The following is a 22,017-nucleotide window of genomic DNA, read 5'->3' as shown; positions in this document are numbered from 1 at the left end:
GCAACCACATCGGCCCCTCCCCTCCGGGAACGCCGATAGCCTGAGCCGGTGGGTGCGAACGACGACAGAGCCAGGAAACGCCTCTCCCGTACCCCTCCGCGGTGGGCGATCATCGCGGTGCTGGCGTTCGCGGGCCTGTGCTCCTCGTTCATGTTCACCCTCGTCGTGCCGCTGCAGGCCGAGCTGCCGCAGCTGCTGAACTCCTCGCGCGAGGACACCACCTGGGTGGTGACGATCACCCTGCTCGTGGCCGCCGTCGCGACCCCGATCTCCGGCCGTCTCGGCGACATGTACGGCAAACGCCGGGTGGTCATCGCGCTCCTCGCGATCCTCATCGTGGGATCGGTCATCGCCGCGCTCTCCGGATCGATCGTCGGCGTCATCATCGGCCGCGCCCTCCAGGGGGCCGTGACCGGCGTCGTGCCCCTCGGCATCGCCATCATGCGCGACGTGCTGCCGCCCGAGCGCCTCGGCACCGCGGTGGCCCTGATGAGCGCCACCATGGGCGTCGGCGGGGCGATCGGCATGCCCGTCGCCGCGCTGCTCGCCGAGAACGCCGACTGGCACATGCTGTTCTGGCTCGCCGCCGCCCTCGGAGTCCTCGGGCTGCTGCTGGTGCTCGCCGTGGTGCCGGAGGACGTGCTCCGCTCCCCCGGGCGCCTCGACGTGCTCGGGGCCATCGGACTCGCCATCGGCCTCACCGGTCTGCTGCTGTTCGTATCGCGCGGCGCCGAGTGGGGCTGGACGGCGCCGCTCACCCTCGTCTGCGTGATCGGCGGCGTGGCGGTGCTGCTGCTGTGGGGCTGGTACCAGCTGCGCACGGACGATCCGCTGCTCGACCTCCGGGTCGCGGCCCGGCCCGCCGTGCTCTTCACGAACATCGCCGCCATCGGCATGGGCTTCGCCCTGTTCGCCTCGAACGTCACATTCCCGCAGATGCTGGAGATGCCGACGGTGGGCGGCGCCGGCTTCGGGCTCGACATGGTGGCCGCGTCGCTCGTGATCATGCCGGCGGGTCTGGTCATGATGGTGATCTCGCCGCTGTCCGGGTGGCTGGAGCGCACCGTGGGGCCGCGCCCGCTCTTCACCGTCGGGGCCGTCGCGATCGTGCTCGCCTACGTCTTCGTGCTGCTGTGGTCGACCGAGGTGTGGCACATCTTCGTCGCCAACATCTTCATCGGCGTCGGCATCGGGTTCACCTTCGCCGCGATGCCCATGATCATCATGCGCTCCGTGCCCGCGAACGAGACCGGGGCGTCGAACGGCCTCAACGCGCTGTTCCGCTCCGTGGGCACCTCGACGGCCTCGGCCGTGATGGGCGGGGTGCTCGCGGCGATGAGCGTGGACGTCGGCGGGGTGGCCGTGCCGACGCGGGCCGCGTTCGAGGTCTGCTTCTGGCTCGCGATCGCCGCCGGCATCCTGGCCGTGGTCCTGTCCCTGTTCATTCCGCGACGGCGCGCCGAGGAGCCGCACCCCTCCCTGCGCTGACCCGTTCGGCGGTCGTGGATTTGCATCGAGATCGCAGAGATTCCCGCAGAACGTGCGACCTACGGCGGATCTGCGACCTGCGGCGGAGGGTCAGCGGGAGATCGTGCGCGGATCCGGGTCGTCGGCGCGCGGTGGCCGCAGCCGGGCGGGAAGCGGCCACCGCAGGATGAACTGTGCGGTCGCGGGACGGGTCATGTCCCCGAAGTCGTCGACCTTCACGACGATGCGCCCCGGCGTGCCCTCTTCGTCCGGCGTCACTTCGAGGATGCGCACCCGCAGCGGGCGCTCGTCCGCTCCCTCGAGCATCCACGGATCGGCGAGCCAGGCGATGCCGTGGTCCTCCAGCGCGGCCTCCGCGTCGAGCCACTCGCCAGGGCCGGAGACTCTCCGCCCGAGGACATCGACGGCGATCCAGTCCTCGCCCTCCGGATGGATCCAGCCCAGCAGCTCGCCGTCGTCGCGGCGGTGCGGGGTCCAGGCATGAGGCATGCCCCGATGCTAGCCGCCCGTGGCCTCGACCAGGCGCTCGCGCGACATCAGGCCGGGTGCGCCCCCGTCGCCTGACGCCACGCGGATGCCTGCGTTCGCGCGTGGGATTCCGGGGACGTGGGAACAGGAGCACACGCGAGGTCAGGCGACCGCGGGAGGTCAGGCTCATTGCCACCCTGGACGCCTGATGCCACGCGGAGGCCTGCGTTCACGCGCGGGGTCAGGCGGGGTCAGTGCGTGTACTCCATGAGCTCGACGCCGAGCACGCGGAAGGCGTCGTGCGCGCGGAGACGGTGGCTGATCGACAGGTCGTCGAAGCACACGATCATCGAGTAGGCGACACCGGCCCGCGGCCCCGCGAGAACCCCCGCCTCGGCGCGCACTCCCCGGTCGCGGCCGGTCTTGTTCACGAACAGCAGGCCGTGCGCGTCGTGCTCGTGCGCGAAGGGGTCGAGCCCGGTCGAGGCGGCCACGAGGCTGAGGTCCTGGTTGAGGCTGAGCCACTCCGACACCTGGGCGCTGACGGCGGCATCCACGACCTGGGAGTTCACGAGCGCGGAGAACAGCCCGGCCAGCTCGCGCGCCGACCCCACCGCGACCTGCGGGGCGTCGTCCGGACCGCGGCGGTCGCGGAAGCGGTCGAGCAGGGCGGTGCGACGCAGCCCCAGCCCCTCGATGCGCTCCCGCACCCGGTCGTGCCCCACCTTCTCCAGCAGGATGTTCACGGCGATCGGGTCGCCGGCCGTCGCGGCGAGCACGGCGAGGTCTTCCAGCGGCAGCGCCGGGGCCCGCAGGTGCCGCCACAGCCCGGAGCTCTCCACGGCCTCGACGCTCGTGCGCTCCACGATCTCGAGCGGGTCGAGGGCACCGGACTCGAACGCCGCGGCCACCTCGATGAGCAGCGGGACCACCCCGAGGCCGGCGACGGGCATGGTCACGTGGTCGTCTCCCGCCAGCACGTGCACATGGGAGTCGAGGTCGACCACATGCACCGACACCTGCGCCCCGGAGCTCGCGAGGCCTTCGAGGGCCTTCAGCGTCGACGTGAACGACCGCCGGCCGACGGCCACGCGGCGCGGCAGCCGACGGGCTCCCGGCCGCTGCGAACGGCGACCGCTGGACGACTCGGGCGCGCTCCCGGACGCTCCGGGAGCCGAGGGGTTCCGGAACGCGTCACCAGGGTCGGTCGCGCCCACGCGTGGTCCTTCAGGAGGGGGAGGGATACTGCACATCCGGGAAGGGGCGCCCGGCGGCAGGGCTATCGTAACCCCACCGCCGGAGCGTGCCTCACAGAGTCCGGAGGTTCGTCACCAGATGGTCACACGGGACGACTCCGGCAGCCAGAGGGCATCCTTCTCGGTGACGCCGAAGGCGTCGTAGAACGCATCGATGTTGCGGACGATCTGGTTGCACCGGAACTCGTTGGGCGAGTGCGGGTCGATCGTCAGCAGGCGCAGCGTCTCGGCCTCGCGGCTCTTCTGCTGCCAGACCTGTGCCCAGGACAGGAGCAGCCGCTGCACACCGGTGTAGCCGTCGATGACCGGCCCTTCGACGGGCTCCGGCACCGACGGATCGGCCCGCAGCGACAGCTCGTACGCCTTCAGCGCGATCCCGAGGCCGCCCAGATCGCCGATGTTCTCACCGATGGTGAGGGCGCCGTTCACGTGATGCTCGGCGTCCAGTCCCTCCGGCACGAGGGCGTCGTACTGCGCGATGAGCGCCTTCGTGCGCTCCTCGAAGGCCGCGCGATCGGCGTCGGTCCACCAGTCCTGCAGGCGCCCCTCGCCGTCGTATCGGCTGCCCTGGTCGTCGAAGCCATGGCCGATCTCATGCCCGATGACCGCGCCGATCCCGCCGTAGTTCGCGGCCGCGTCCCGCCCGGCGTCGAAGAACGGGTACTGGAGGATGGCCGCCGGGAAGACGATCTCGTTCATCGAGGGGTTGTAGTACGCGTTCACCATCTGCGGCGGCATGTGCCACTCGGTGCGGTCGATCGGCTTCCCGACCTTGTCGATGTTGCGGTCGTGCTCGAAGATCGCCGCGCGGCGCACGTTGCCGAGGAGATCGGCCCGGTCGATCACGAGGGCCGAGTAGTCACGCCACACCTCGGGGTGCCCGATCTTCGGGGTGAACGCGTCCAGCTTCGCCAGCGCCCGCTGCCGGGTCTCCGCGGTCATCCACTCCAGGGTCTCGATGCTCTGCCGATAGGCCTCGACGAGGTTCGCGACAAGCTCGTCCATGGCCGCCTCCGCCGTCGGCGGGTAGTGCCGCTCGACGTAGACCTTGCCGATCGCCTCGCCCAGGGCCCCTTCGGCGACGGAGACGCCGCGCTTCCAGCGCTCGCGGATCGTGGGGACGCCGGTGAGCTGGGTGCCGTAGAACGAGAAGTTCTCCTGCACGAGTTCGTCGGTGAGGTAGGGCGCCGCCGCGTGCACGACCTTCGCACGCAGCCAGGCTTTCCAGTCGTCCAGCCGCTCGGGAGTGAGCAGAGCGCCCAGCCCCTCGAAGAAGCTCGGCTGCGCGACGACGACCTCGTCGAACGCCTGCGGGTTCGTCGGCGTCACGGCTTCGCGCCACGGAGTGAGGTCGACGCCGGCGAGCTCCTGCAGCTCGTCCCACGTCCTGAGGTTGTAGGTCGCCACCGCGTCACGGCTGCGCACGTTGTCCCAGTGGTGCCCGGCGAGCTCGGTCTCCAGCGCGATGGAGCGCTCGGCCTGCGCCGCGGCGTCGGCGACGCCGGCGAGAGTGAGCAGGCGCTCGAGGTGCTCCCGGTACGCCGCGCGGGTGTCCGCGAAGGTGTCGAGACGGAAGTAGCTCTCGTCCGGCAGCGAGAGCCCGGCCTGCACGAGCACCGGCAGGTAGCGCTCCGGGTTCCCGGGGTCGCCGTCGACGTAGAGGCCGATCACCGCCGCCCGGCCCTCCCGGTCGTAGGTGCCCACGGTGCGCAGGAAGGCCGGGATGCCGTCGATCGCGTCGATCTCGGCGAACGTCTCGGCCAGCGGGGTCACGCCGGCGGCGGCGATGCGGTCGGTGTCCATGAAGCTCGCGAAGAGGTCGCCGATCTTGCGGGCGAGGGTGCCCTCCTCCGCCTCCTGCGACTCCTCGACGATCGCGCGGACGTCCTTCTCGGCCTGTTCGGCCAGCAGATGGAAGGAGCCCCAGCGCGCCTTGTCTCCGGGGATCTCGGTGCGAGCGATCCAGGCGCCGTTCACGTGACGATACAGATCGTCCTGCGGGCGGATGTCGGGGCTGAGGTCGTCGAGCGCGAGGCCCGCGGGAAGCACGTCGGTCATGCGCTCCAGCCTATGGCCGGGGTCCCCCACGGTGTCCAGAAGACCTCAGTCCCGGCGTCGGCGCCCGAAGCGTCGGCGCCGGGGCGACGTCTCGGGCAGCGGTGTCCGCGCGGCCCGGCGTTCCGCCCACGCGACGACCTCGGCGTCGACATCGCGCAGCGGGGTCACGACGGGAGGTCCACCCTGGAGCTGGCGTCGGGCCTCGCGCACACGCCGGTTGAAGTCCTCGAGCACCTCGCGCACGTCGGACTCGCGACCGAGGAGGTCGAGCTGCCCGTCGAGCTCGCGGTCCTCCGTGCGCAGGAGGATGGCGGGAGGGCCGAGCCCGGTCAGGCCCTCGGTCTCGATCTTGCGACGGATCCACCAGTCCGGGTCGTGGTGGTCGCCGAGCCCTTCGAGCGGCTTCCCGGCTCCCGGCAGATCGTCGAAGTCGCCGCGACGGATGGCGACCTGGATGGCGGATTCGACGAAGGCGGCTCCATCGACCGCCGCCGCCGCGGACGGGGTGCCGGTTTCGCTGTCGTCTTCAACACTGCCGCCCTGCTGCTGCCGCGCTCGATAGCGCGCGGCCGCCTCCCGGGGATCCGTCATGGTGCGCCTCCGTCCGCTCGGAGCTCCTCCTTCACCCTACGTCCGGTCGAGGCCGGCGGTCTCGGGCGTCGACGACAGGTCATAGGCTCGGAGGATGGCCGCCCGCACCTCCCTGAACCGCGAGATCCTGCGCCTGGCGGTCCCCGCGCTCGGTGCGCTCATCGCGGAGCCGGCCTTCCTCATCGTCGACGCCGCCCTCGTCGGCCATCTCGGCACCGTCCCCCTCGCCGGGCTCGGCATCGCCGGAGCCGTGCTGCAGACGATCGTCGGCCTCATGGTGTTCCTCGCGTACTCCACGACCCCCGCGGTCGCGCGTCGGTTCGGGGCCGGGCGTCCGGGAGAGGCGGTCTCGGTCGGGATCAACGGCATGTGGCTCGCGCTCGGCCTTGGTGCCGTGCTCGCCGTCGTCGGCGCCGTCTCGTCGCCCTGGCTCGTCTCCCTGTTCGGCGCGAGCGCGGAGGTCGCGGCACAGGCGAACGAGTACCTCGTGATCTCAATGTGGGGGCTCCCGGCGATGCTCATCGTGTTCGCCGCCACCGGGCTGCTGCGCGGGATGCAGGACACCATGACCCCACTGTGGATCGCGGGGCTCGGCTTCGCGGCGAACGCCCTGCTGAACTGGCTCTTCATCTACGGCCTCGGCTGGGGCATCGCCGGCTCCGCGGCAGGTACGGTGACGGCGCAATGGGGCATGGTCGCGGCGTACGCGCTCGTGGTCCGGCGGCTGGCGACCCGGCACAGCGCCTCGTTGCGCGCCCAGCGGGAGGGCCTGCGCCACACCGCGACGTCGGGCGGCTGGCTGTTCCTCCGCACCGTGAGCCTGCGCGTCGCCCTGCTCGCGACCGTGGCCGTGGCGACCGGGATCGGCACCGAGGAGCTCGCCGGCTGGCAGATCGTGTTCACCATCTTCTCGGCGGCGGCCTTCGCCCTCGACGCGCTCGCGATCGCCGCGCAGGCGCTGATCGGCAAGGAGCTGGGTGCCGGTGACGAGGAGCAGGTGCGCCGAGTGCTGGCGCGGACGGTCGCGTGGGGAGCGTGGTTCGGCGTCGTGGTCGGCGCCGTCATCGCCGCCCTCTCCGGGGTGCTCGGCATCGTCTTCACCGGCGATCAGGGCGTGGCAGAGGCGGTGCAGCCGGCCCTGATCGTGCTCGCGGTGGCGCAGCCGATCGCGGGCGTGGTGTTCGTGCTCGACGGAGTGCTCATGGGAGCGAACGACGCCCGGTACCTGGCGATCGCGGGCGGTCTGAACCTCGTGCCGTTCCTGCCCACCCTGGCGATCATCGCCGCGACGGGGGTCGACGGCACCGCCGGCCTCGTGTGGCTCGCCGTCGCGTTCTTCGGGGTGTACCTGCTCGCACGGCTGGGGACGCTGGGGTGGCGAGTGCGCTCCGGGCGATGGCTCGCCGCGCCGGCGTAGCTCCTCCACAGGCGACCCGAAGAACGACTTATCCCCCGCCGCCGGGCACAGCGGAATACAGCGCCCCGCCACTCTGTCGCTCCGGTCCAGCATGGAGCGACACTGAAGGGATGCTGGGGATGAACGACGCACAGGTATGGACGACGATCGGGGTTCTCGCCTCGGGCATGTACGCCACGATCACGCTCATGGCGACGATGTTCGTGAGGATCATCAAGACGGAGATCGGCACGGTCCGCACGGAGATCGGCGGGATCCACACCGAGATCGGTGGGATCAAGGGCGAGATCGGCGGGATCAAGGGCGAGATCGTCGGCGTGAAAGCCGAGATCGGGGATCTCCGGAAGGAGGTGCACGGTCTGAGCCGGCGCATGGACGGCCTCGACCGCGACGTCAGCGCGATCTCGCGGCACCTCTTCGGCATCGATCCGGCCTGACGGAGCACGTACGACCGCTCCTCGTGCTCACTCCGCGTGGCGACGACACCACTCGTACATGATGACGGCGGCGGCGGCACTCGCGTTGATCGAGCGGGTCGAGCCGTACTGCGTGATCTCGATGTGACCGGAGGCGGCAGCCAGTGCCTCCGGCGACAGGCCCGGCCCCTCCTGACCGAAGAGGAGCACGCACGAGCGCGGCAGGTCGGCGCGGTCCACCGGCACGGCCCCGTCGACGTTGTCGATCGCGATGACGGGCAGACCCTCTGCGGCCGCCCAGGCGGCGAAGGTCGCGATGTCCTCGTGGTGCACGACGTGCTGGTAGCGGTCGGTCACCATGGCGCCGCGCTTGTTCCAGCGACGGCGGCCGATGATGTGCACCGTATCGGCGAGGAACGCGTTGGCGCTGCGCACGATGGAACCGATGTTCATGTCGTGCTGCCAGTTCTCGATCGCGACGTGGAACGGATGACGCCGCGTATCGAGATCAGCGACGATCGCCTCCATGCGCCAGTAGCGATAGCGGTCGATGACGTTTCGCGTGTCGCCGTGCGCGAGGAGCTCGGGATCGTACTGCTCTCCCTCGGGCCAGGCCGACGGCCCTCCGGGCCAGGGGCCGACGCCGTATCCGGGCTGCGCCGAGGACCCCCCGGGGGCGGTCGGTTCCGTGCTCTCGGGGCGCTGCGCTTCCATCCCGCCAGGCTATCGCCGCCTCCGCCTGGTCGCCGTCGGGCGGAGGAGCCGGCACCCCGTCGTCGAAGGGGCCCCGGCCATCGCGACACGATATTTAGGTGCGCCGAAAAATACGCTACGGTTTCGGTGTGCCTAAAAGTCCCGCCGCCTCCGTGATCCCCGCCCGCACCGCTTCGCCGCGCCTGCTGTGGCTGCTGGGACCGGCGCTGGTGGCGGGTGTGGCCTATCTCGACCCGGGCAACGTCGCCAGCAACATGACGGCGGGGGCGCAGTACGGCTATCTGCTCGTGTGGGTGGTCGTCGCCGGCAACGTGATGGCCTGGCTGATCCAGTACCTGTCCGCGAAGCTCGGCGTCGTCACCGGCCAGAGCCTCCCGGAGGTGCTGGGCCAGCGGCTGCGCCGGCCCTGGGCCCGCCGCGCCTACTGGCTGCAGGCGGAGCTGGTCGCGATGGCGACGGACCTCGCCGAGGTCATCGGCGGCGCCGTCGCCCTGAACCTGCTCTTCGGCGTGCCGTTGCTGTGGGGCGGCCTCATCACCGGGGCCGTGTCCATGGTCCTGCTCGCGGTGCAGAACCGTCGCGGCGCCCGACCGTTCGAGTTCGTGATCATCGGCCTCATGTTCGTGATCACGATCGGCTTCATGGCCGGCCTGTTCCTCGCGCCACCCGACTCGGGCGGCGTCGTGAGCGGCCTCGTGCCGCGCTTCGAGGACACGGGGTCCGTGCTCCTCGCCGCCTCGATCCTCGGCGCGACGATCATGCCGCACGCGATCTACGCGCACTCCTCCCTGGCCCGCGACCGGTTCGGGGCGACGAGTGCCGAGACGACCGAGGAGGCGGCCCGGATCGAGACCTCGCGGATCCGCCGCCTGCTCACGGCGACGCGCTGGGATGTGACGATCGCGATGGTCATCGCGGGCTCCGTGAACCTCGGCATCCTCCTGCTCGCGGCGGCGAACCTCGCGGGCGTCGCGGGCACCGACTCGCTGGAGGGGGCGCACGCCGCCCTGGCCGCAGGCCTCGGCCCGGTCGTGGCGACCTTCTTCGCCGTGGGACTGCTCGCCTCGGGTCTCGCCTCGACCTCCGTCGGCGCGTACGCGGGCGCCGAGATCATGCACGGCCTCCTGCACGTGCGCATCCCCCTGCTGGCCCGCCGGCTGGTGACGCTCATCCCCGCGCTGGTGATCCTCGGCATCGGGGTGGACCCCACGCTCGCCCTCGTCCTCAGCCAGGTCGTGCTGTCGTTCGGCATCCCGTTCGCGCTGATCCCGCTCGTCGCCCTCACCGCGCAGCGCCGCACGCTCGGCGCCTGGGTCAACCGGGTGTGGACGACGGTCGCCGGCGTCGTGGCCTCCGTGCTCCTCATCGCCCTGAACGGCGCCCTGCTCTGGCTGGTGCTGACGGGGGCATGACGCCGGATAGGCTCGACATCATGTCTGCAGACTCCGCCCGTCGCACCGTCCGCCTCCTCACCTGGAGCGGCTTCGCGACCGGGGTCATCGGCGGTCTGCTCATCGCGTTCCCGAAGGTCATCGGCCCCGCCAGCCCGTGGGTGCAGCTCGCGCTCGGCGTCGCGACCCTGATCTTCGCCTTCCGTGCCCGCAAGGTGGGCATCGCCGAGGTGGAGGGCTTCGACGGGCGCCTCTCGCTCGCCGCCGCCCTCCTGGGGTTCCTCGTGCTCTTCTTCGCGGGGCAGGCGACCGTGATCCTGCTCGGCTCCGCGGGCGCCTGACTCAGGCCGCGAGGCCGGCCGACCCGGACACGTAGAGTGGTGGGGTGGCATCCCCGGCAGCTGACGACTACCTGAAGACCGTCTACGCGCACACCGAGTGGCAGGATGCGCCGATCACCCCCTCGGTCCTGGCGGCCAAGCTCGGCATCGCCCCGTCGTCGGTCACGGAGATGGTGAAGAAGCTCGCCGCGGCGGGACTCGTGTCGCACGTGCCCTACGGAGCGGTCCGGCTGACGGACGCGGGGACCACCCGGGCCCTCGCGATGGTCCGCCGCCACCGCCTCATCGAGACCTGGCTCGTGCAGGAGTTCGGGTACGGATGGGATGAGGTGCACGACGAGGCCGAGGTCTTGGAGCACACCATCAGCGACCGGCTGCTCGAGGGCATCGACGAGCGCCTGGGGCGGCCGCGCTTCGACCCTCACGGAGACGCCATCCCGGACGCGGAGGGCCACATCGAACGGGAGCCCTTCGTCCTGCTCGCCGACGCCCCGGACGGACACACCGGCCGCGTGCTGCGCGTCGACGACCGCGACCCGGAGCTCCTGCGGACCCTCGACTCCCACGGGGTCGTCGTCGGGACGACCGTGACGGTGACCTCGTCCGGCATCGCCCTCGACGGCACCGAGCCGCCGCTGCCCCCCGCCGCCCGCGACGTGGTGTGGTTGTCGGCCTGACCCCGGCTTCGAATCGCGCACTTTGCGGCAGATCGGCCGGGGATGGGGCCAATCAGGCGATTCGAAAGGAAAGGTGGGGCCTCTAGGCTGAGCACATGGCACACCGTGACGACATCGAATGCTGGCTCACCGACATGGACGGCGTGCTCGTCCATGAGAACGACGCCATCCCCGGGGCCTCCGAACTCCTCGCCGGATGGGAGCGCAACGAGATCCCGTACCTCGTGCTCACGAACAACTCCATCTTCACCGCCCGCGACCTCTCGGCCCGCCTCCGTGCGAGCGGCCTGATCGTGCCGGAGGAGCGCATCTGGACCTCGGCGCTCGCGACCGCCGACTTCCTCGCGCAGCAGCTCCCGGGCGGCTCCGCCTTCGTCATCGGCGAGGCCGGCATCCTCACCGCGCTGCACGAGGCCGGCTTCATCATGACCGAGACGAACCCCGACTTCGTCGTCGTCGGCGAGACCCGCAACTACTCGTTCGAGGCCATCACGAAGGCCATCCGCCACATCATCAACGGCTCGCGCTTCATCGTGACCAACCCGGACGCCACCGGCCCGAGCGCCGACGGGGTGCTGCCGGCCACGGGTGCGATCGCCGCCCTCATCACCAAGGCCACCGGCAAGGAGCCCTACGTCGTCGGCAAGCCCAATCCGATGATGTTCCGTTCGGCCCTGAACAAGATCGGCGCGCACTCGAAGAAGACCGGCATGATCGGCGACCGGATGGACACGGACATCGTCGCCGGCATCGAGGCGGGTCTGCACACGGTGCTCGTACTCACAGGCATCAGCGACCAGCGGATCATCGAGCAGTACCCCTTCCGCCCGGACGAGATCGTCGACTCGGTCGCCGACCTGCTGCCGACCATCACCGACTCGATCCCCACCCTCGACGAGGACTGACGTGGGCGCCCTCGACGACGGCGAGCGGGTCACGGCGGCGGACGCCGCGGCCTGGCGCGCCTGGCTCGAGGCGAACCACGAACGCACGGCCGGAGTGTGGCTGCTGAGCGTGCGCGGGCGATCCGCCACCGGCGTCGGCTACGAGGACGCCGTCCGGCAGGCGCTGTGCTTCGGGTGGATCGACGGCCCGGTGCGCACGTTCGACGACGAGACCGGTGGCCAGTGGTTCTCCCCTCGACGCCCGGGGAGCGGCTGGGCGGCGACGAACAAGGCCCGCATCGCGGAGCTGGAGGCCGCGGGGCTCCTCGCCCCGGCCGGCATCCGCGCGCTGGAGACGGCGAAGGCGAACGGCTCCTGGACCGTGCTCGACGGTCCCGAGGCCGGCATCGAGCCGCCGGAGCTCACCGCCGCGCTCGACGCGGTGCCCGCGGCGAGGGGGAACTGGGATGCGTTCCCGAAGTCGGTGAAGAAGTTCGGCCTCACGCACATCGCGATGGCCAAGCGGCCGGAGACCAGGGCCGCGCGCATCGCGAAGATCGTGGCGGATGCCGCGGAGGGGAAGCGCCCATGAACCAGAGCGACCTGCTGTTCCTCGTCCTGTTCCTCATCATGCTCACGTCGCTGGTCGTGTTCGTGGTGCAGTTCGTGCGCTCCCGCCGCCGCGGCGGCGAGGACGACGGCCGTGCCGGCTGGTGGGAGGGCCCCTGGGACGACGACGACCGCCGGCGCTGAGCCGACGGCCGCCGCCCCGAGGCCTCAGGAGGCGAGCGACGCTCCGGGGATCGCGGCGAGCAGCTCCCGGGTGTACGGATGCTGCGGCGTGTCGAAGATGCTCTCCGGGGTGCCGCTCTCGACCACGACGCCGCGCTGCATCACGTGCACCTCGTCGGAGATCATGCGCACGACGGCCAGATCGTGGCTGATGAAGAGGTAGCTGAGCCCGAGGCGCTTCTGCAGGTCGGCGAGGAGATCGAGGATCTGCGCCTGCACCAGCACGTCGAGCGCGGAGACCGCCTCGTCCAGCACGACGAGCTCGGGCTCCAGGGCCAGGGCGCGGGCGATCGCGATGCGCTGCCGCTGTCCGCCGGAGAGCTCGTGCGGCAGCCGCTCGGCCATGGCCGCGGGCAGGGCGACCTGCTCCAGGAGCTCCAGGACGCGGGCGTGCCGGGAAGCGGCGGTGCCGATCCGGTGCACGCGCAGCGGCTCGGCGATCGACTGCTCCACGGTGTACCGGGGGTCGAGCGAGGCGTAGGGGTTCTGGAAGACGGGCTGCACGCGGCGGCGCAGCGCGAACAGTTCCTTGCGGCGGAGGGTCGTGAGATCGGTGCCGTCGAAGAGGATGGCCCCGGAGGTCGCGTCCTCCAGTCCCAGCACCATGTTCGCCGTCGTGGACTTGCCCGAGCCCGACTCTCCCACGATGGACACGGTCGTGCCGCGGCGGATCGAGAAGCTCACGCCGTCGACCGCCGTGAAGGTCTGCGGCTCCCCGGCCTTCGCGTTCCGGAGCGGGAACTCCTTGCGCAGGTCCCGGATCTCGACGAAGGGCACGGCGTCGGCCGCGACCTCGCGCGCAGGCAGGGCGTCGCGGCGGGACGCGAGGCTCGGCGCGGCCGCGAGCAGCTGCCGGGTGTACTCGTGCTGCGGGTTCCCGAGCACCTCCGCCGATGTCCCCTCCTCGACGACGTGGCCACGGAACATCACGACGATGCGGTCGGCGCGCTCGGCGGCGAGGGCGAGGTCGTGGGTGATGAGGAACACCGCGGTGCCCAGCTCGTCGGTCAGCTGGTCGAGCTGGTCGAGGATCCGCCGCTGCACGGTGACGTCGAGCGCCGAGGTGGGCTCGTCGGCGATGAGCAGCCGCGGCTTGCAGGCGAGCCCCATCGCGATGAGCACACGCTGCCGCATGCCCCCGGAGAACTCGTGCGGGTACTGGGTCGCCCGACGGGCGGCATCGGGGATCCCGACCATCTCCAGCAGCTCGACGACACGGGCCTTCGTCGCGTCTCCGCTGGTGTGCCCGTGGACTTCGAGGGCCTCGCCGATCTGCTCACCCACGCGCAGGAGGGGGTTGAGGTTCGACATCGGATCCTGCGGCACGAGGCCGATGCCGGCCCCGCGGAGCGACACCATCGCGTTCTCGGGGAGGTCGGTGAGCTCGCGGCCGTCGAAGCGGATGCTGCCCGCCGTGATGACGCCGTTCTCCGGCAGCAGGCGGTTGACCGCGGCCGCCGTGGTGGACTTCCCGGAGCCGGACTCGCCGACCACGGCGACCGTCTCCCCGGCGGCGATGTCGATCGAGATGTCGCTGATGGCGGTGACCAGCTCGGAGCCGGTCCGGAAGGCGACCGCGAGGCCGTCGATGCTCAGCACGGGCGGAGTGGTGCTCATGGGGTACTCGTTCCTTCGGGGTCCAGGAGTGCGGGCAGCGCTGCGCGCCACAGGGTCTCGGTGGGGGCGATCTCGTCGGCGAACAGCCGGTTCGCGAGGAGGACGACGGCGGTTCCGGTGGTGGGGACCACGCCCAGCGCGCATCCGGTGTAGCCGGGATGCCAGAGCACCCGGGTCGAGCGCCCGTCCGCCGTCACGGTGTCGCTGCGCCAGCCGAGGGCCTGCCCGGGGTCGGGGCCGTCGCGGAACAGCTCGGCCACGAGCGCCGGATCCCACAGCTCGGGGTGCGACTCGGGGGCGGCGAGCGCGACGCCGAGGGTCAGCAGCTCGTCGACCGTGCCGAACAGGCCGGCGTGCCCGGAGACGCCGTGCAGGGCGTGGAAGCAGTTGCCGTCGTTGGCGACCCCGGTGATCTCCCCCTCACGCCAGGGGAAGTGCCGGCGAGAGGTGAGGATCGGGTAGGGGGTGCCGGTGGCGACCATCCGTCGCTCGGCGGCATCGCCGTCGCCCGTGGACGACGCGACCGGACCGGGGACGGGCCCGTAGCCCGTGCGCGTGAGACCGAGGGGCCCGGTCACGAGCTCGCGCACGGCGGCGTCGAGGGGGAGGCCGGTCGCGGCGGCGATGATCCGTCCGAGGATCAGGAAGCCCAGGTCGGAATAGTGCCGTCCTTCGTCCACGCCGTAGCGGAGCGGGAGAGTGTCGGCGGCGGCCGCGCCGTCGGCGTTCGTACCGTCGAGGTAGAGCGGCTGCCACTCCCAGAGCCCCGCCCGGTGCAGGAGCAGGTGCCGCACGGTCGTCCCGGGGGCGCAGGCGGTTCCGGGGACGAAGCGGTCCACCGGATCGTCGAACCGGAGGTCGCCCCGGGAGACCAGCCGGAGGATCGCGGTGGTGGTCGCGGCGACCTTGGTGACCGAGGCGAGGTCGAACGCCGTGTCCGTCGTGACCGGCGTCCCCGCGAGATCGGCGAGGCCGCCGGCGGTCGTGTCCCGGCTCGTGCGGGTGGCGACCCCGGCGACGGCTCCGCGCGGCGTGGTCGGCCCGGCGAGGACTGCGGCGATCGCCTCGGCGGCGCTCATACGAGAGCTCCGGTCCGGGAGCGGTCGAGCAGCACCTCGGCATCGGGGGCGATCGCGGTGATCCCCAGTCCCGCCGCCGCGGCGAGGGTGAGCCACTCCGCGTCGGCGGTCAGCCCTCCGGTCACCGGCGACCGGCGCAACCACGACGCCGCGTCGAGGTCGTGCACGACGTCCGGAGCGATGGCGGCGGCGAGGTGCGCGGCGGCGGCCACCCCGACGTGCGACTCCATCATGCAGCCGACGACGACGCCGAGTCCGGCGGAGCGGGCGGCCTGCACGCACGCGAGCGCCTCGCGGAGCCCGCCGGTCTTGGCGAGCTTGACGTTCACGAGCCCGGCGGCTGCGCGCGCGGCGATGTCGCGGACATCCTGCGCGGTGCGGACCGACTCGTCCGCCATGATCGGCGTGTCGACGGCGGCGGTCACCACGGCCAGCGCATCGAGGTCGCGCGCGGCGACGGGCTGCTCGACGAGTTCGAGTCCGAGACCGGCGTCCTCCGCCGCCCGGATGACGCGGATCGCGGTCTCGGCGTCCCACGCCTGGTTCGCGTCCACGCGCAGGGTGATGTCGGCACCGACGGCGGAGCGGACGGCCAGGAGACCCGCGACCGTGTCGTATTCGCGGGACGCCTTGATCTTGAGGCAGCGGAATCCCGCCGCCGCATGCTCGACGGCGGTCGCGGCCAGTGCGGCCGGCTCCGCCACCGACAGCGTCATGTCGGTACGGATGCGCGCGGGCGCGTCTGCGTGCGGGGCGAGCGTCTGCGCGAGCGGCTCGTCCCGGTGCTGCGCGGCGAGATCGGCGACCCCGCAGACCACCGCACTGCGAGCAGCGGCGTTGCCCCAGGCCGCCGCGGCGAGGGCGTCCGGCAGCCCGGGGTCGTCGACGGAGCGCCCGAGCACGGCGTCGGCGAAGGGACCGGCGACCACGGCCGTCACGCTCTCCGGGCTCTCCCCCGTGACACGCCAGCTCGTCGCGGCCTCCCCGTATCCGCGGCGGCCGTCGGCGTCGGTCACCTCCACGAGCACGACATCGAGGTGGTCCGTGCGACGGACGGCCGTGACGAAGGGACGCGCCAGGGGCGAAGGCACCCGCAGCACGCGCATCCGCTCGACGACGGTCACGATCCCGCCGCCTCCGTGAGGGCGAGGGAGTCGATGGCCGCCACCGGCTCTGGCATCTGCAGCGGACCGGCGCCGGGCGTGATCGTGCCGAGGATGCGCGGCTCGCGCGCCCCGGTCCCGCCGGGGACGATGGCGGGGACGCCGTGCAGGGTCGACCAGCCGATGAGCGCGAGGAGGATGGCCTCCTTGCTGTCGGCGGGGGCGCCGAGCTCGTCGGCCAGGACGACCTCGGTCTGCGGCAGCGCGGTCCGCAGCCCGTCCAGGATCAGCGGGTTGCGGCAGCCGCCGCCGGACACCGCGAGGAAGCCGATCCCGGCGGCCTCGACGTCGCGGGCGACCGTGCGGACCGTGAGCTCGGTGAGCGTGCGCACGACGTCGGCGACCGCGATCTCACGTCCCTGCGCCGCGAGGTGCTCCTGCACGTAGGCGAGGTGGAAGTGCTCCTTGCCCGTGCTCTTCGGCGGGGTGAGGGCGTAGTACGGGTCCGCGAGCATGGCGTCCAGCAGCGCCTGGTCGATCCGTCCGGTCCGGGCGATCGCCGCATCGTCGTCATATCCGAGCGGGTTGAGGTCGTGCGCGACGATGACCGCGTCGACCAGGGCGTTCGCGGGGCCGATGTCGTAGGCGACGAGGCCGTCCGGGCGGACGACGGTCATGTTGGAGATGCCGCCGAGATTGAGCGCCGCCGAGACGCCGGCCCGGCCACGGAGCAGCAGCTCGTCGAGGAACGACACGAGCGGAGCGCCGTGGCCGCCCGCCGTGATGTCGCGGATACGGATGTCGGAGACGACGGGCACACCGGTCTTCTCGGCGATCCAGGCGGGCTGCCCGATCTGGAGGGTGCCGAGGGCGTGGGCGCCGTCGACCCAGTGGTACACGGTCTGGCCGTGCGAGCACACCGCATCGACGCCGCCGACCTCGGCCGCGACCTCGGCCGCGACATCGGCGAACGCCTGCCCGATGAGGGTGTCGAGCTCGGCCACCTCGGCCAGGGTGGTCTGCGCCGGAGGGAGCGCGGCGATGAGGCGTGCCCGCAGCGCGGGATCGTAGGGGACGCTGGTGGACGCGAGCACCGTGCCCCGGAGGTCGACGCCGTGCGCCGTGAATCCCCCGTTGGTGGCGAAGTCGACGACGGCGGCGTCGATCCCGTCGTGCGAGGTGCCGGAGATCAGTCCCAGGACGCGCATCAGTTCTCCTCCAGTGCGGTGCGCAGACGGCCGTCGGCCGCCGCGAGTCGGTCGGTGGCCGCGGCGAGGTCCTCCCCGCGGCGGATCATGATCGTGGCGAGCTTCACGTCCCACCCTGCGCTCTCCAGCGCGGCGGCCGCCGTGTCGCGCTCGACGTCGGCGATCGTCCGCACCATGCGGATCGCGCGCTCGCGGAGCTTGTGGTTCGTGGCCTTCACGTCGACCATCAGGTTGCCGTAGGCCTTGCCGTTCCGGACCATCGCGATGGTCGAGAACATGTTCAGGACGAGCTTCTGCGCCGTGCCGGACTTGAGGCGCGTGGAGCCGGCGAGCACCTCGGGGCCGACCTCGACCTCGATGCCGTGCTCGGCGACCGCGCTCAGCGCGGTGCCGGTGTTGCAGGACAGGCCGACGCTGAGCGCCCCGCGTTCCCGCGCCCGTCGGACGGCGGCGACCACGTACGGCGTGCGGCCGCTGGAGGCGATGCCGATCACGGTGTCGAGCGGGCCGATGTCCGCGGCGTCGATGGCCGCGGCACCCGCCTCCGCGTCGTCCTCCGCGCCTTCGACGGGGTTCACGATCGCGCCGGGACCGCCGGCCATGATCGCGAACACCAGCTCCGGCGGGGTGCTGAACGTGGGCGGGCACTCGGAGGCGTCGAGCACGCCGATGCGTCCGGGGGTGCCCGCGCCGACGTACACCAGACGTCCGCCCTGCGCCATGCGTGCGGCCGTCTGCTCGATCGCCGGGACGATCTGCGGGAGGGCGCGCTGCACGGCCGCGGGCACGGTGGCGTCGGCCTCGTTCATGGTCTGCGCGAGCTCGGCCACGCTCATCTGATCGAGGCGGGCGTACCGGGGGTCGCTCGCCTCGGTGGCGAGGGCGCCGAGGTCTTCCGCGATCATCGCTTGCCCCGGTTCCGCGGGTCGAGGCTGTCGCGCAGCCCGTCGCCCAGCAGGTTCAGGCCGACGACGAGGAGCACGACGACCACGCCGGGGGCGATCATCGTCCACGGGGCGATGGTCACGAGGGTCCGCGCCTCGAAGATCATGGAGCCGAGCGAGGGCGCCGGCGGCGGAGTCCCGAGTCCGAGGAAGCTCAGCGACGCCTCCGTGAGCACCGCCCAGGAGAGGGAGAGCGTGACCTGCACGATGATGATCGAGGTGATGTTCGGCAGAACGTGGCGGAACATGGTCGCCATGCGGCTCTGCCCCGTGCTCTTGGCCGCCTTGACGTACTCCACCTCGCGCAGCGACAGCACGGGGCCGCGGGTCACGCGGATGAAGATCGGCACGTAGACGATCGCGATGGCCACGGCGATCGTGAACCAGTTGCGGTCGAACACCGAGGCGAGCGACAGGGCGAGCAGTAGCGGCGGGAACGCGAACAGCACGTTGGTGACCGCGGTGATCGCCCCGTCGGAGAAGCCGCGGTAGAAACCGGCGATGAGTCCGCAGACCGTGCCGACCACGGTCGCGAACGCCACGGCGACCACGGAGATGAGCGCCGAGTTGGCGACACCGGCTGCCACCCGCGAGAACACGTCGCGGCCGAACTGGTCGGTGCCGAACCAGTGCACCGCGGACGGCGGCTGCAGCCGGGACGGCGGGTCCTGCGCGAGCGGGTCGAACGGCAGCAGGCCGAACGCCGAGACGAGGCTCAGCACCGCGAGCAGGACGACGATGATGAGGCCGGCGAGACCACTGCGGCTGCGCAGCAGGAGACGCACGCGCTCCATGGTGCGCCCGCCGCCGGGAGCGAGGGCCGGGGTCTGAGAGATGTCGGTCATGCGGCACGCACCCGGGGATCGATGACCCGGTAGAGCAGGTCGGTGAGCAGGTTGACGATGACGAAGGCGAGCGCGATCACCAGGACGGTGCTCTGCACGAGCGCGTACTCCTTCTGCTGGATGCCGAGCAGCACCTGGCGGCCGATGCCGGGGAGCGAGAAGATCTGCTCCACCACGACCGCGCCGCCCAGCAGGTAGCCGAACTGCAGACCGGTCATGGTGACGATGGGGACCAGCGCGTTGCCCAGCACATGGCGCACCTGGAGGCGGCGGGGCGGCACGCCCTTGGCTTTCGCGGTGCGGATGAAGTCGTTGGCACGGATCTCGAGGACCGCGGTGCGCGTGGTGCGCATGATCGGCGCGGCGATGCCGAAGCCGAGCACGATCGACGGCAGGAGCATCTGCTGGAGGTTCAGAGCGGGGTCGTCGAAGAGCCGCGCGTAGCCCTGGCCGTTCGGGTTGAAGCCGAGGGACTGCGCGAGGATCGCCAGCAGCGCCGTGCCGAGCAGGAACGCGGGGATCGAGAGGCCGGCGAGGCCGACGACCTGACCGACGCCGTCACGGAGCGAGTCGGGCTTCGAGGCGGACAGCATGCCGAGCGGGATGCCGATGGCGAGCGCGATGACGATCGAGAAGATCGCGAGCTCGAAGGTGACCGGCAGCGCGGCGGCGGTGAGCTCGAGCACGCTGGTCTGCGCCCGGGAGGAGAAGCCGAGGTTGCCGGTGAAGATGTTGCCGAGCCAGGAGAAGAACTGCACGACGAGCGGCTGGTCGAGACCGTAGTACGCCTCGAGCGCGGCACGCTGCGCCGGAGTGAGCGCGGCCGCCTCGGTGCCGAGGCCGGAGCTGATCTGGTCGCCGGGGATGGCGCGCAGCATCAGGAAGACGAAGACGGCGACGCCGAAGAGGGTGCCGAGGGCTGCGAGGATGCGTCGCAGCACGCTGTTGCGGAGGAGCTGTCTGAACATGCGCGTGGGAGAGGTGCCTGTCGTCGGGGAGCCGAGGGGGCGCGGACGTCCGCGCCCCCTCGTTCCACTACTGGATGGAGGTGGTCCGCAGGTACTGCAGCGAGCCGTTCGCCATCGGGGTGAAGCCGTCGACGGTCGAGGCCGTCGCGGTGTAGGTGTAGCTGGTGAACAGCCAGATCCAGGCGGCGTTGTCCTCGAGGTTCTCGGAGACCTGCGCGTAGATGTCCTTGCGCTTCTCCGGGTCGGCCGTCTCGCGTCCCTCGGCGAAGAGCGCGTCGAGCTCGGGCGAGGAGTACCCCGCGACCTGGTTCAGGTTGCCGGTGCTGGTGAAGTAACGGCCGTACATGCCGTCCGGGTCCGGGCGTCCGCCGTTGAGGGCGACCGCGGCGTCGAAGTCGGCCGCGATCCAGCGGTCCACGAACGCGCCGGACTCGAGCACCTCGAGGTCGAGCGTGATGTTCGCGTCGGCGAGCTGCGCCTTGAGGTTCTGCGCCTCGTTGACGGAGGTGGCGTACTCGCCCTGGGACACGATCGTCTTGACGGTGACGCCGTCCTCCTTGCCGGCCTTCTTCAGGTACTCGGCCGCCTTGTCGAGGTCACGCTCGGGGCACGGGCGCGCGTCGGGGTCGGACTTGAACGCGGGAGAGGTGATCGGACCGGTGACCTCGCCCTCGCCGAGCGCGGCGGTGTCGAGCACCTCCTGACGGTCGATCGCGCACTGCATCGCGAGCCGCACGTTCACGTCGGCGAGGTCGCCGCGCTGCGCGTTCAGCTGCAGGGCGTGGTAGCTGAGCTGCGGGGTGGTGGCGACCTCGACGTTCGCGCCCTCGGCCGTCTGCGCGACGAGCGGGTCGTCGAACACGGCCAGCTGCACGTTGCCGGACTGCATCGCCGAGACGATGGACGACTCGTCGGGGATCACGCGGAACTCGACGGTGTCGAGCAGCGCGGTGTCGCCCCAGTAGTCCTCGTTCTTGGCGAGGGTGAGCGACTGGCTCGCCTTCCGGTCCTCCAGCACGAACGGGCCGGTGCCGTTCGGGGTGGTGTTGAGCGCCTCCTCGGTGTCGTCCGACGAGAGCATCGCCATGTTGATGACGGCGAGGTTCGCGGGCAGCGCGGCATCGGGGGCACTGAGGGTGAGGGTGACGGTGCTCTCGTCGGTGGCCTCGACGGCGGCGACCGAGGCGAGGGAGCTCGCGGCCACGGCAGCGGTCGCCTCATCGGCGATCGCGTCCAGCGAGTACTTCACGTCGGCGGAGTCGAAGGCGCTGCCGTCCGCGAACGTGACGCCCTCGCGGAGGTGGAGGGTGACCGTGAGGCCGTCCTCGGAGACGTCCCAGGACTCGGCGAGACCGGGGACGACGTTGAGCTCCTCGTCGAACTCGGTCAGCGTGCCGTACAGGTTCTGCAGGACGTTGACCGCCTGGAACTGGGTGGCCTTCCACGGGAAGAGGGTGTCGGGATCGCTCGTGACGCCGATGACCAGGTCGCCGCCGGCGGATCCGGATCCGGTGTCGGACGGGTTCGACGCCGGTGCGGAACACCCGGTGATGACGAGCGCCGCGGCGAGGCCCGTGGCGGTGAGGGCGCCGAGAGACGCCCACCGTGCTGTGCTCATTGCTGTTTCCTCCTGGCTGGGACCGCGTCGCCCTGGCTCGGATCAGGCGGTGCTGCCTGATGCCCCGCGAACATCGTCGGTCTGGGTAAGTACCAAAAGTACACGAAAGCATCTACGCATGTAACAGAAGTTCCTCTAGTGT

The 22,017-nt window shown here is 71.5% G+C and carries 22 protein-coding genes; 9 read left to right on the top strand and 13 right to left on the bottom strand.

The genetic code is table 11. The features are described from left to right. Positions 1–48: 48 nt before the first annotated feature. The gene (locus AC2W7E_RS12400) at positions 49–1,488 is read left to right on the top strand and encodes an MFS transporter (RefSeq protein ID WP_485989241.1); all 1,440 of its coding nucleotides are present in this window, start codon (positions 49–51) and stop codon (positions 1,486–1,488) included. 90 nt (positions 1,489–1,578) lie between these two features. Here AC2W7E_RS12400 and AC2W7E_RS12395 read toward each other — a convergent pair whose 3' ends face one another. The 4 genes from AC2W7E_RS12395 to AC2W7E_RS12380 form a co-directional block, all read right to left on the bottom strand. After that, complete coding sequence (locus AC2W7E_RS12395; RefSeq protein ID WP_485989240.1) at positions 1,579–1,977, bottom strand: hypothetical protein; 399 nt, start codon at positions 1,975–1,977, stop codon at positions 1,579–1,581. 230 nt (positions 1,978–2,207) lie between these two features. Continuing rightward, positions 2,208–3,173: a serine hydrolase gene (locus AC2W7E_RS12390; RefSeq protein ID WP_303709183.1), complete on the bottom strand. Its 966-nt coding sequence runs from the start codon at positions 3,171–3,173 to the stop codon at positions 2,208–2,210. 111 nt (positions 3,174–3,284) lie between these two features. After that, positions 3,285–5,270 carry a M13 family metallopeptidase gene (locus AC2W7E_RS12385; RefSeq protein ID WP_485989239.1) on the bottom strand — a complete coding sequence of 662 codons (1,986 nt, stop codon included), beginning with the start codon at positions 5,268–5,270 and terminating at the stop codon, positions 3,285–3,287. 45 nt (positions 5,271–5,315) lie between these two features. Continuing rightward, a complete protein-coding gene (locus AC2W7E_RS12380) occupies positions 5,316–5,861 on the bottom strand; it encodes a DnaJ family domain-containing protein (protein WP_485989238.1) in 546 nt (181 codons plus the stop codon). 94 nt (positions 5,862–5,955) lie between these two features. Here AC2W7E_RS12380 and AC2W7E_RS12375 point away from each other — a divergent pair, with 94 nt between their 5' ends. Continuing rightward, complete coding sequence (locus AC2W7E_RS12375; protein WP_485989237.1) at positions 5,956–7,278, top strand: MATE family efflux transporter; 1,323 nt, start codon at positions 5,956–5,958, stop codon at positions 7,276–7,278. 119 nt (positions 7,279–7,397) lie between these two features. Further along, positions 7,398–7,715 carry a hypothetical protein gene (locus AC2W7E_RS12370; RefSeq protein ID WP_485989236.1) on the top strand — a complete coding sequence of 106 codons (318 nt, stop codon included), beginning with the start codon at positions 7,398–7,400 and terminating at the stop codon, positions 7,713–7,715. 27 nt (positions 7,716–7,742) lie between these two features. Here AC2W7E_RS12370 and AC2W7E_RS12365 read toward each other — a convergent pair whose 3' ends face one another. Then, positions 7,743–8,408, bottom strand: a complete 666-nt coding sequence (locus AC2W7E_RS12365) for a TrmH family RNA methyltransferase (protein ID WP_085605620.1) — start codon at positions 8,406–8,408, stop codon at positions 7,743–7,745. 128 nt (positions 8,409–8,536) lie between these two features. Between AC2W7E_RS12365 and AC2W7E_RS12360 the strand changes: the two genes are divergently transcribed. The 6 genes from AC2W7E_RS12360 (at position 8,537) to AC2W7E_RS12335 (ending at position 12,454) form a co-directional block, all read left to right on the top strand. Beyond that, positions 8,537–9,820: an Nramp family divalent metal transporter gene (locus AC2W7E_RS12360; protein ID WP_485989235.1), complete on the top strand. Its 1,284-nt coding sequence runs from the start codon at positions 8,537–8,539 to the stop codon at positions 9,818–9,820. A gap of 20 nt (positions 9,821–9,840) precedes the next feature. Further along, the gene (locus AC2W7E_RS12355) at positions 9,841–10,140 is read left to right on the top strand and encodes a hypothetical protein (RefSeq protein WP_371513437.1); all 300 of its coding nucleotides are present in this window, start codon (positions 9,841–9,843) and stop codon (positions 10,138–10,140) included. 44 nt (positions 10,141–10,184) lie between these two features. Next, on the top strand, positions 10,185–10,817 hold the full coding sequence (locus tag AC2W7E_RS12350; RefSeq protein ID WP_485989234.1) for a metal-dependent transcriptional regulator: 633 nt from the start codon (positions 10,185–10,187) through the stop codon (positions 10,815–10,817). 95 nt (positions 10,818–10,912) lie between these two features. Then, positions 10,913–11,722, top strand: coding sequence for an HAD-IIA family hydrolase (locus AC2W7E_RS12345; protein WP_025104898.1), 810 nt, complete (start codon positions 10,913–10,915; stop codon positions 11,720–11,722). Position 11,723: 1 nt separating this feature from the next. Continuing rightward, positions 11,724–12,293 (top strand): YdeI/OmpD-associated family protein, encoded by a 570-nt coding sequence (locus tag AC2W7E_RS12340; RefSeq protein ID WP_126894244.1) that lies wholly within the window; start codon positions 11,724–11,726, stop codon positions 12,291–12,293. After that, positions 12,290–12,454, top strand: coding sequence for a hypothetical protein (locus AC2W7E_RS12335; protein ID WP_164498178.1), 165 nt, complete (start codon positions 12,290–12,292; stop codon positions 12,452–12,454). Before AC2W7E_RS12340 ends, AC2W7E_RS12335 begins: the two co-directional genes overlap by 4 nt. 24 nt (positions 12,455–12,478) lie before the next feature. On the opposite strand, the gene AC2W7E_RS12330 is transcribed toward AC2W7E_RS12335, so the two are convergent. The 8 genes from AC2W7E_RS12330 to AC2W7E_RS12295 all read right to left on the bottom strand — a co-directional run bounded on the left by AC2W7E_RS12330 (position 12,479) and on the right by AC2W7E_RS12295 (position 21,875). After that, on the bottom strand, positions 12,479–14,110 hold the full coding sequence (locus AC2W7E_RS12330; protein WP_485989233.1) for an ABC transporter ATP-binding protein: 1,632 nt from the start codon (positions 14,108–14,110) through the stop codon (positions 12,479–12,481). Continuing rightward, positions 14,107–15,189: a serine hydrolase domain-containing protein gene (locus AC2W7E_RS12325; protein ID WP_485989232.1), complete on the bottom strand. Its 1,083-nt coding sequence runs from the start codon at positions 15,187–15,189 to the stop codon at positions 14,107–14,109. Before AC2W7E_RS12325 ends, AC2W7E_RS12330 begins: the two co-directional genes overlap by 4 nt. Then, positions 15,186–16,313, bottom strand: coding sequence for an enolase C-terminal domain-like protein (locus AC2W7E_RS12320; protein ID WP_485989231.1), 1,128 nt, complete (start codon positions 16,311–16,313; stop codon positions 15,186–15,188). The genes AC2W7E_RS12325 and AC2W7E_RS12320 overlap by 4 nt, the downstream gene beginning before the upstream one ends. Then, positions 16,310–17,500, bottom strand: coding sequence for an anhydro-N-acetylmuramic acid kinase (locus tag AC2W7E_RS12315; protein WP_485989230.1), 1,191 nt, complete (start codon positions 17,498–17,500; stop codon positions 16,310–16,312). Before AC2W7E_RS12315 ends, AC2W7E_RS12320 begins: the two co-directional genes overlap by 4 nt. Beyond that, the gene (gene murQ, locus AC2W7E_RS12310) at positions 17,500–18,405 is read right to left on the bottom strand and encodes an N-acetylmuramic acid 6-phosphate etherase (RefSeq protein ID WP_485989229.1); all 906 of its coding nucleotides are present in this window, start codon (positions 18,403–18,405) and stop codon (positions 17,500–17,502) included. The genes AC2W7E_RS12315 and murQ overlap by 1 nt, the downstream gene beginning before the upstream one ends. After that, on the bottom strand, positions 18,402–19,289 hold the full coding sequence (locus AC2W7E_RS12305) for an ABC transporter permease (protein WP_085605636.1): 888 nt from the start codon (positions 19,287–19,289) through the stop codon (positions 18,402–18,404). Before AC2W7E_RS12305 ends, murQ begins: the two co-directional genes overlap by 4 nt. Next, a complete protein-coding gene (locus AC2W7E_RS12300) occupies positions 19,286–20,257 on the bottom strand; it encodes an ABC transporter permease (RefSeq protein ID WP_085605638.1) in 972 nt (323 codons plus the stop codon). Before AC2W7E_RS12300 ends, AC2W7E_RS12305 begins: the two co-directional genes overlap by 4 nt. Before the next feature lie 67 nt (positions 20,258–20,324). Further along, on the bottom strand, positions 20,325–21,875 hold the full coding sequence (locus AC2W7E_RS12295) for an ABC transporter substrate-binding protein (RefSeq protein WP_025104907.1): 1,551 nt from the start codon (positions 21,873–21,875) through the stop codon (positions 20,325–20,327). Between the last annotated feature and the right edge of the window lie 142 nt (positions 21,876–22,017).

It is taken from the genome of Microbacterium sp. CFSPD4_SD4 (genome assembly GCF_057364585.1).
Note: the sequence above shows the minus strand (reverse complement) of the source record. Positions and strands in the feature narration are given on the sequence as shown.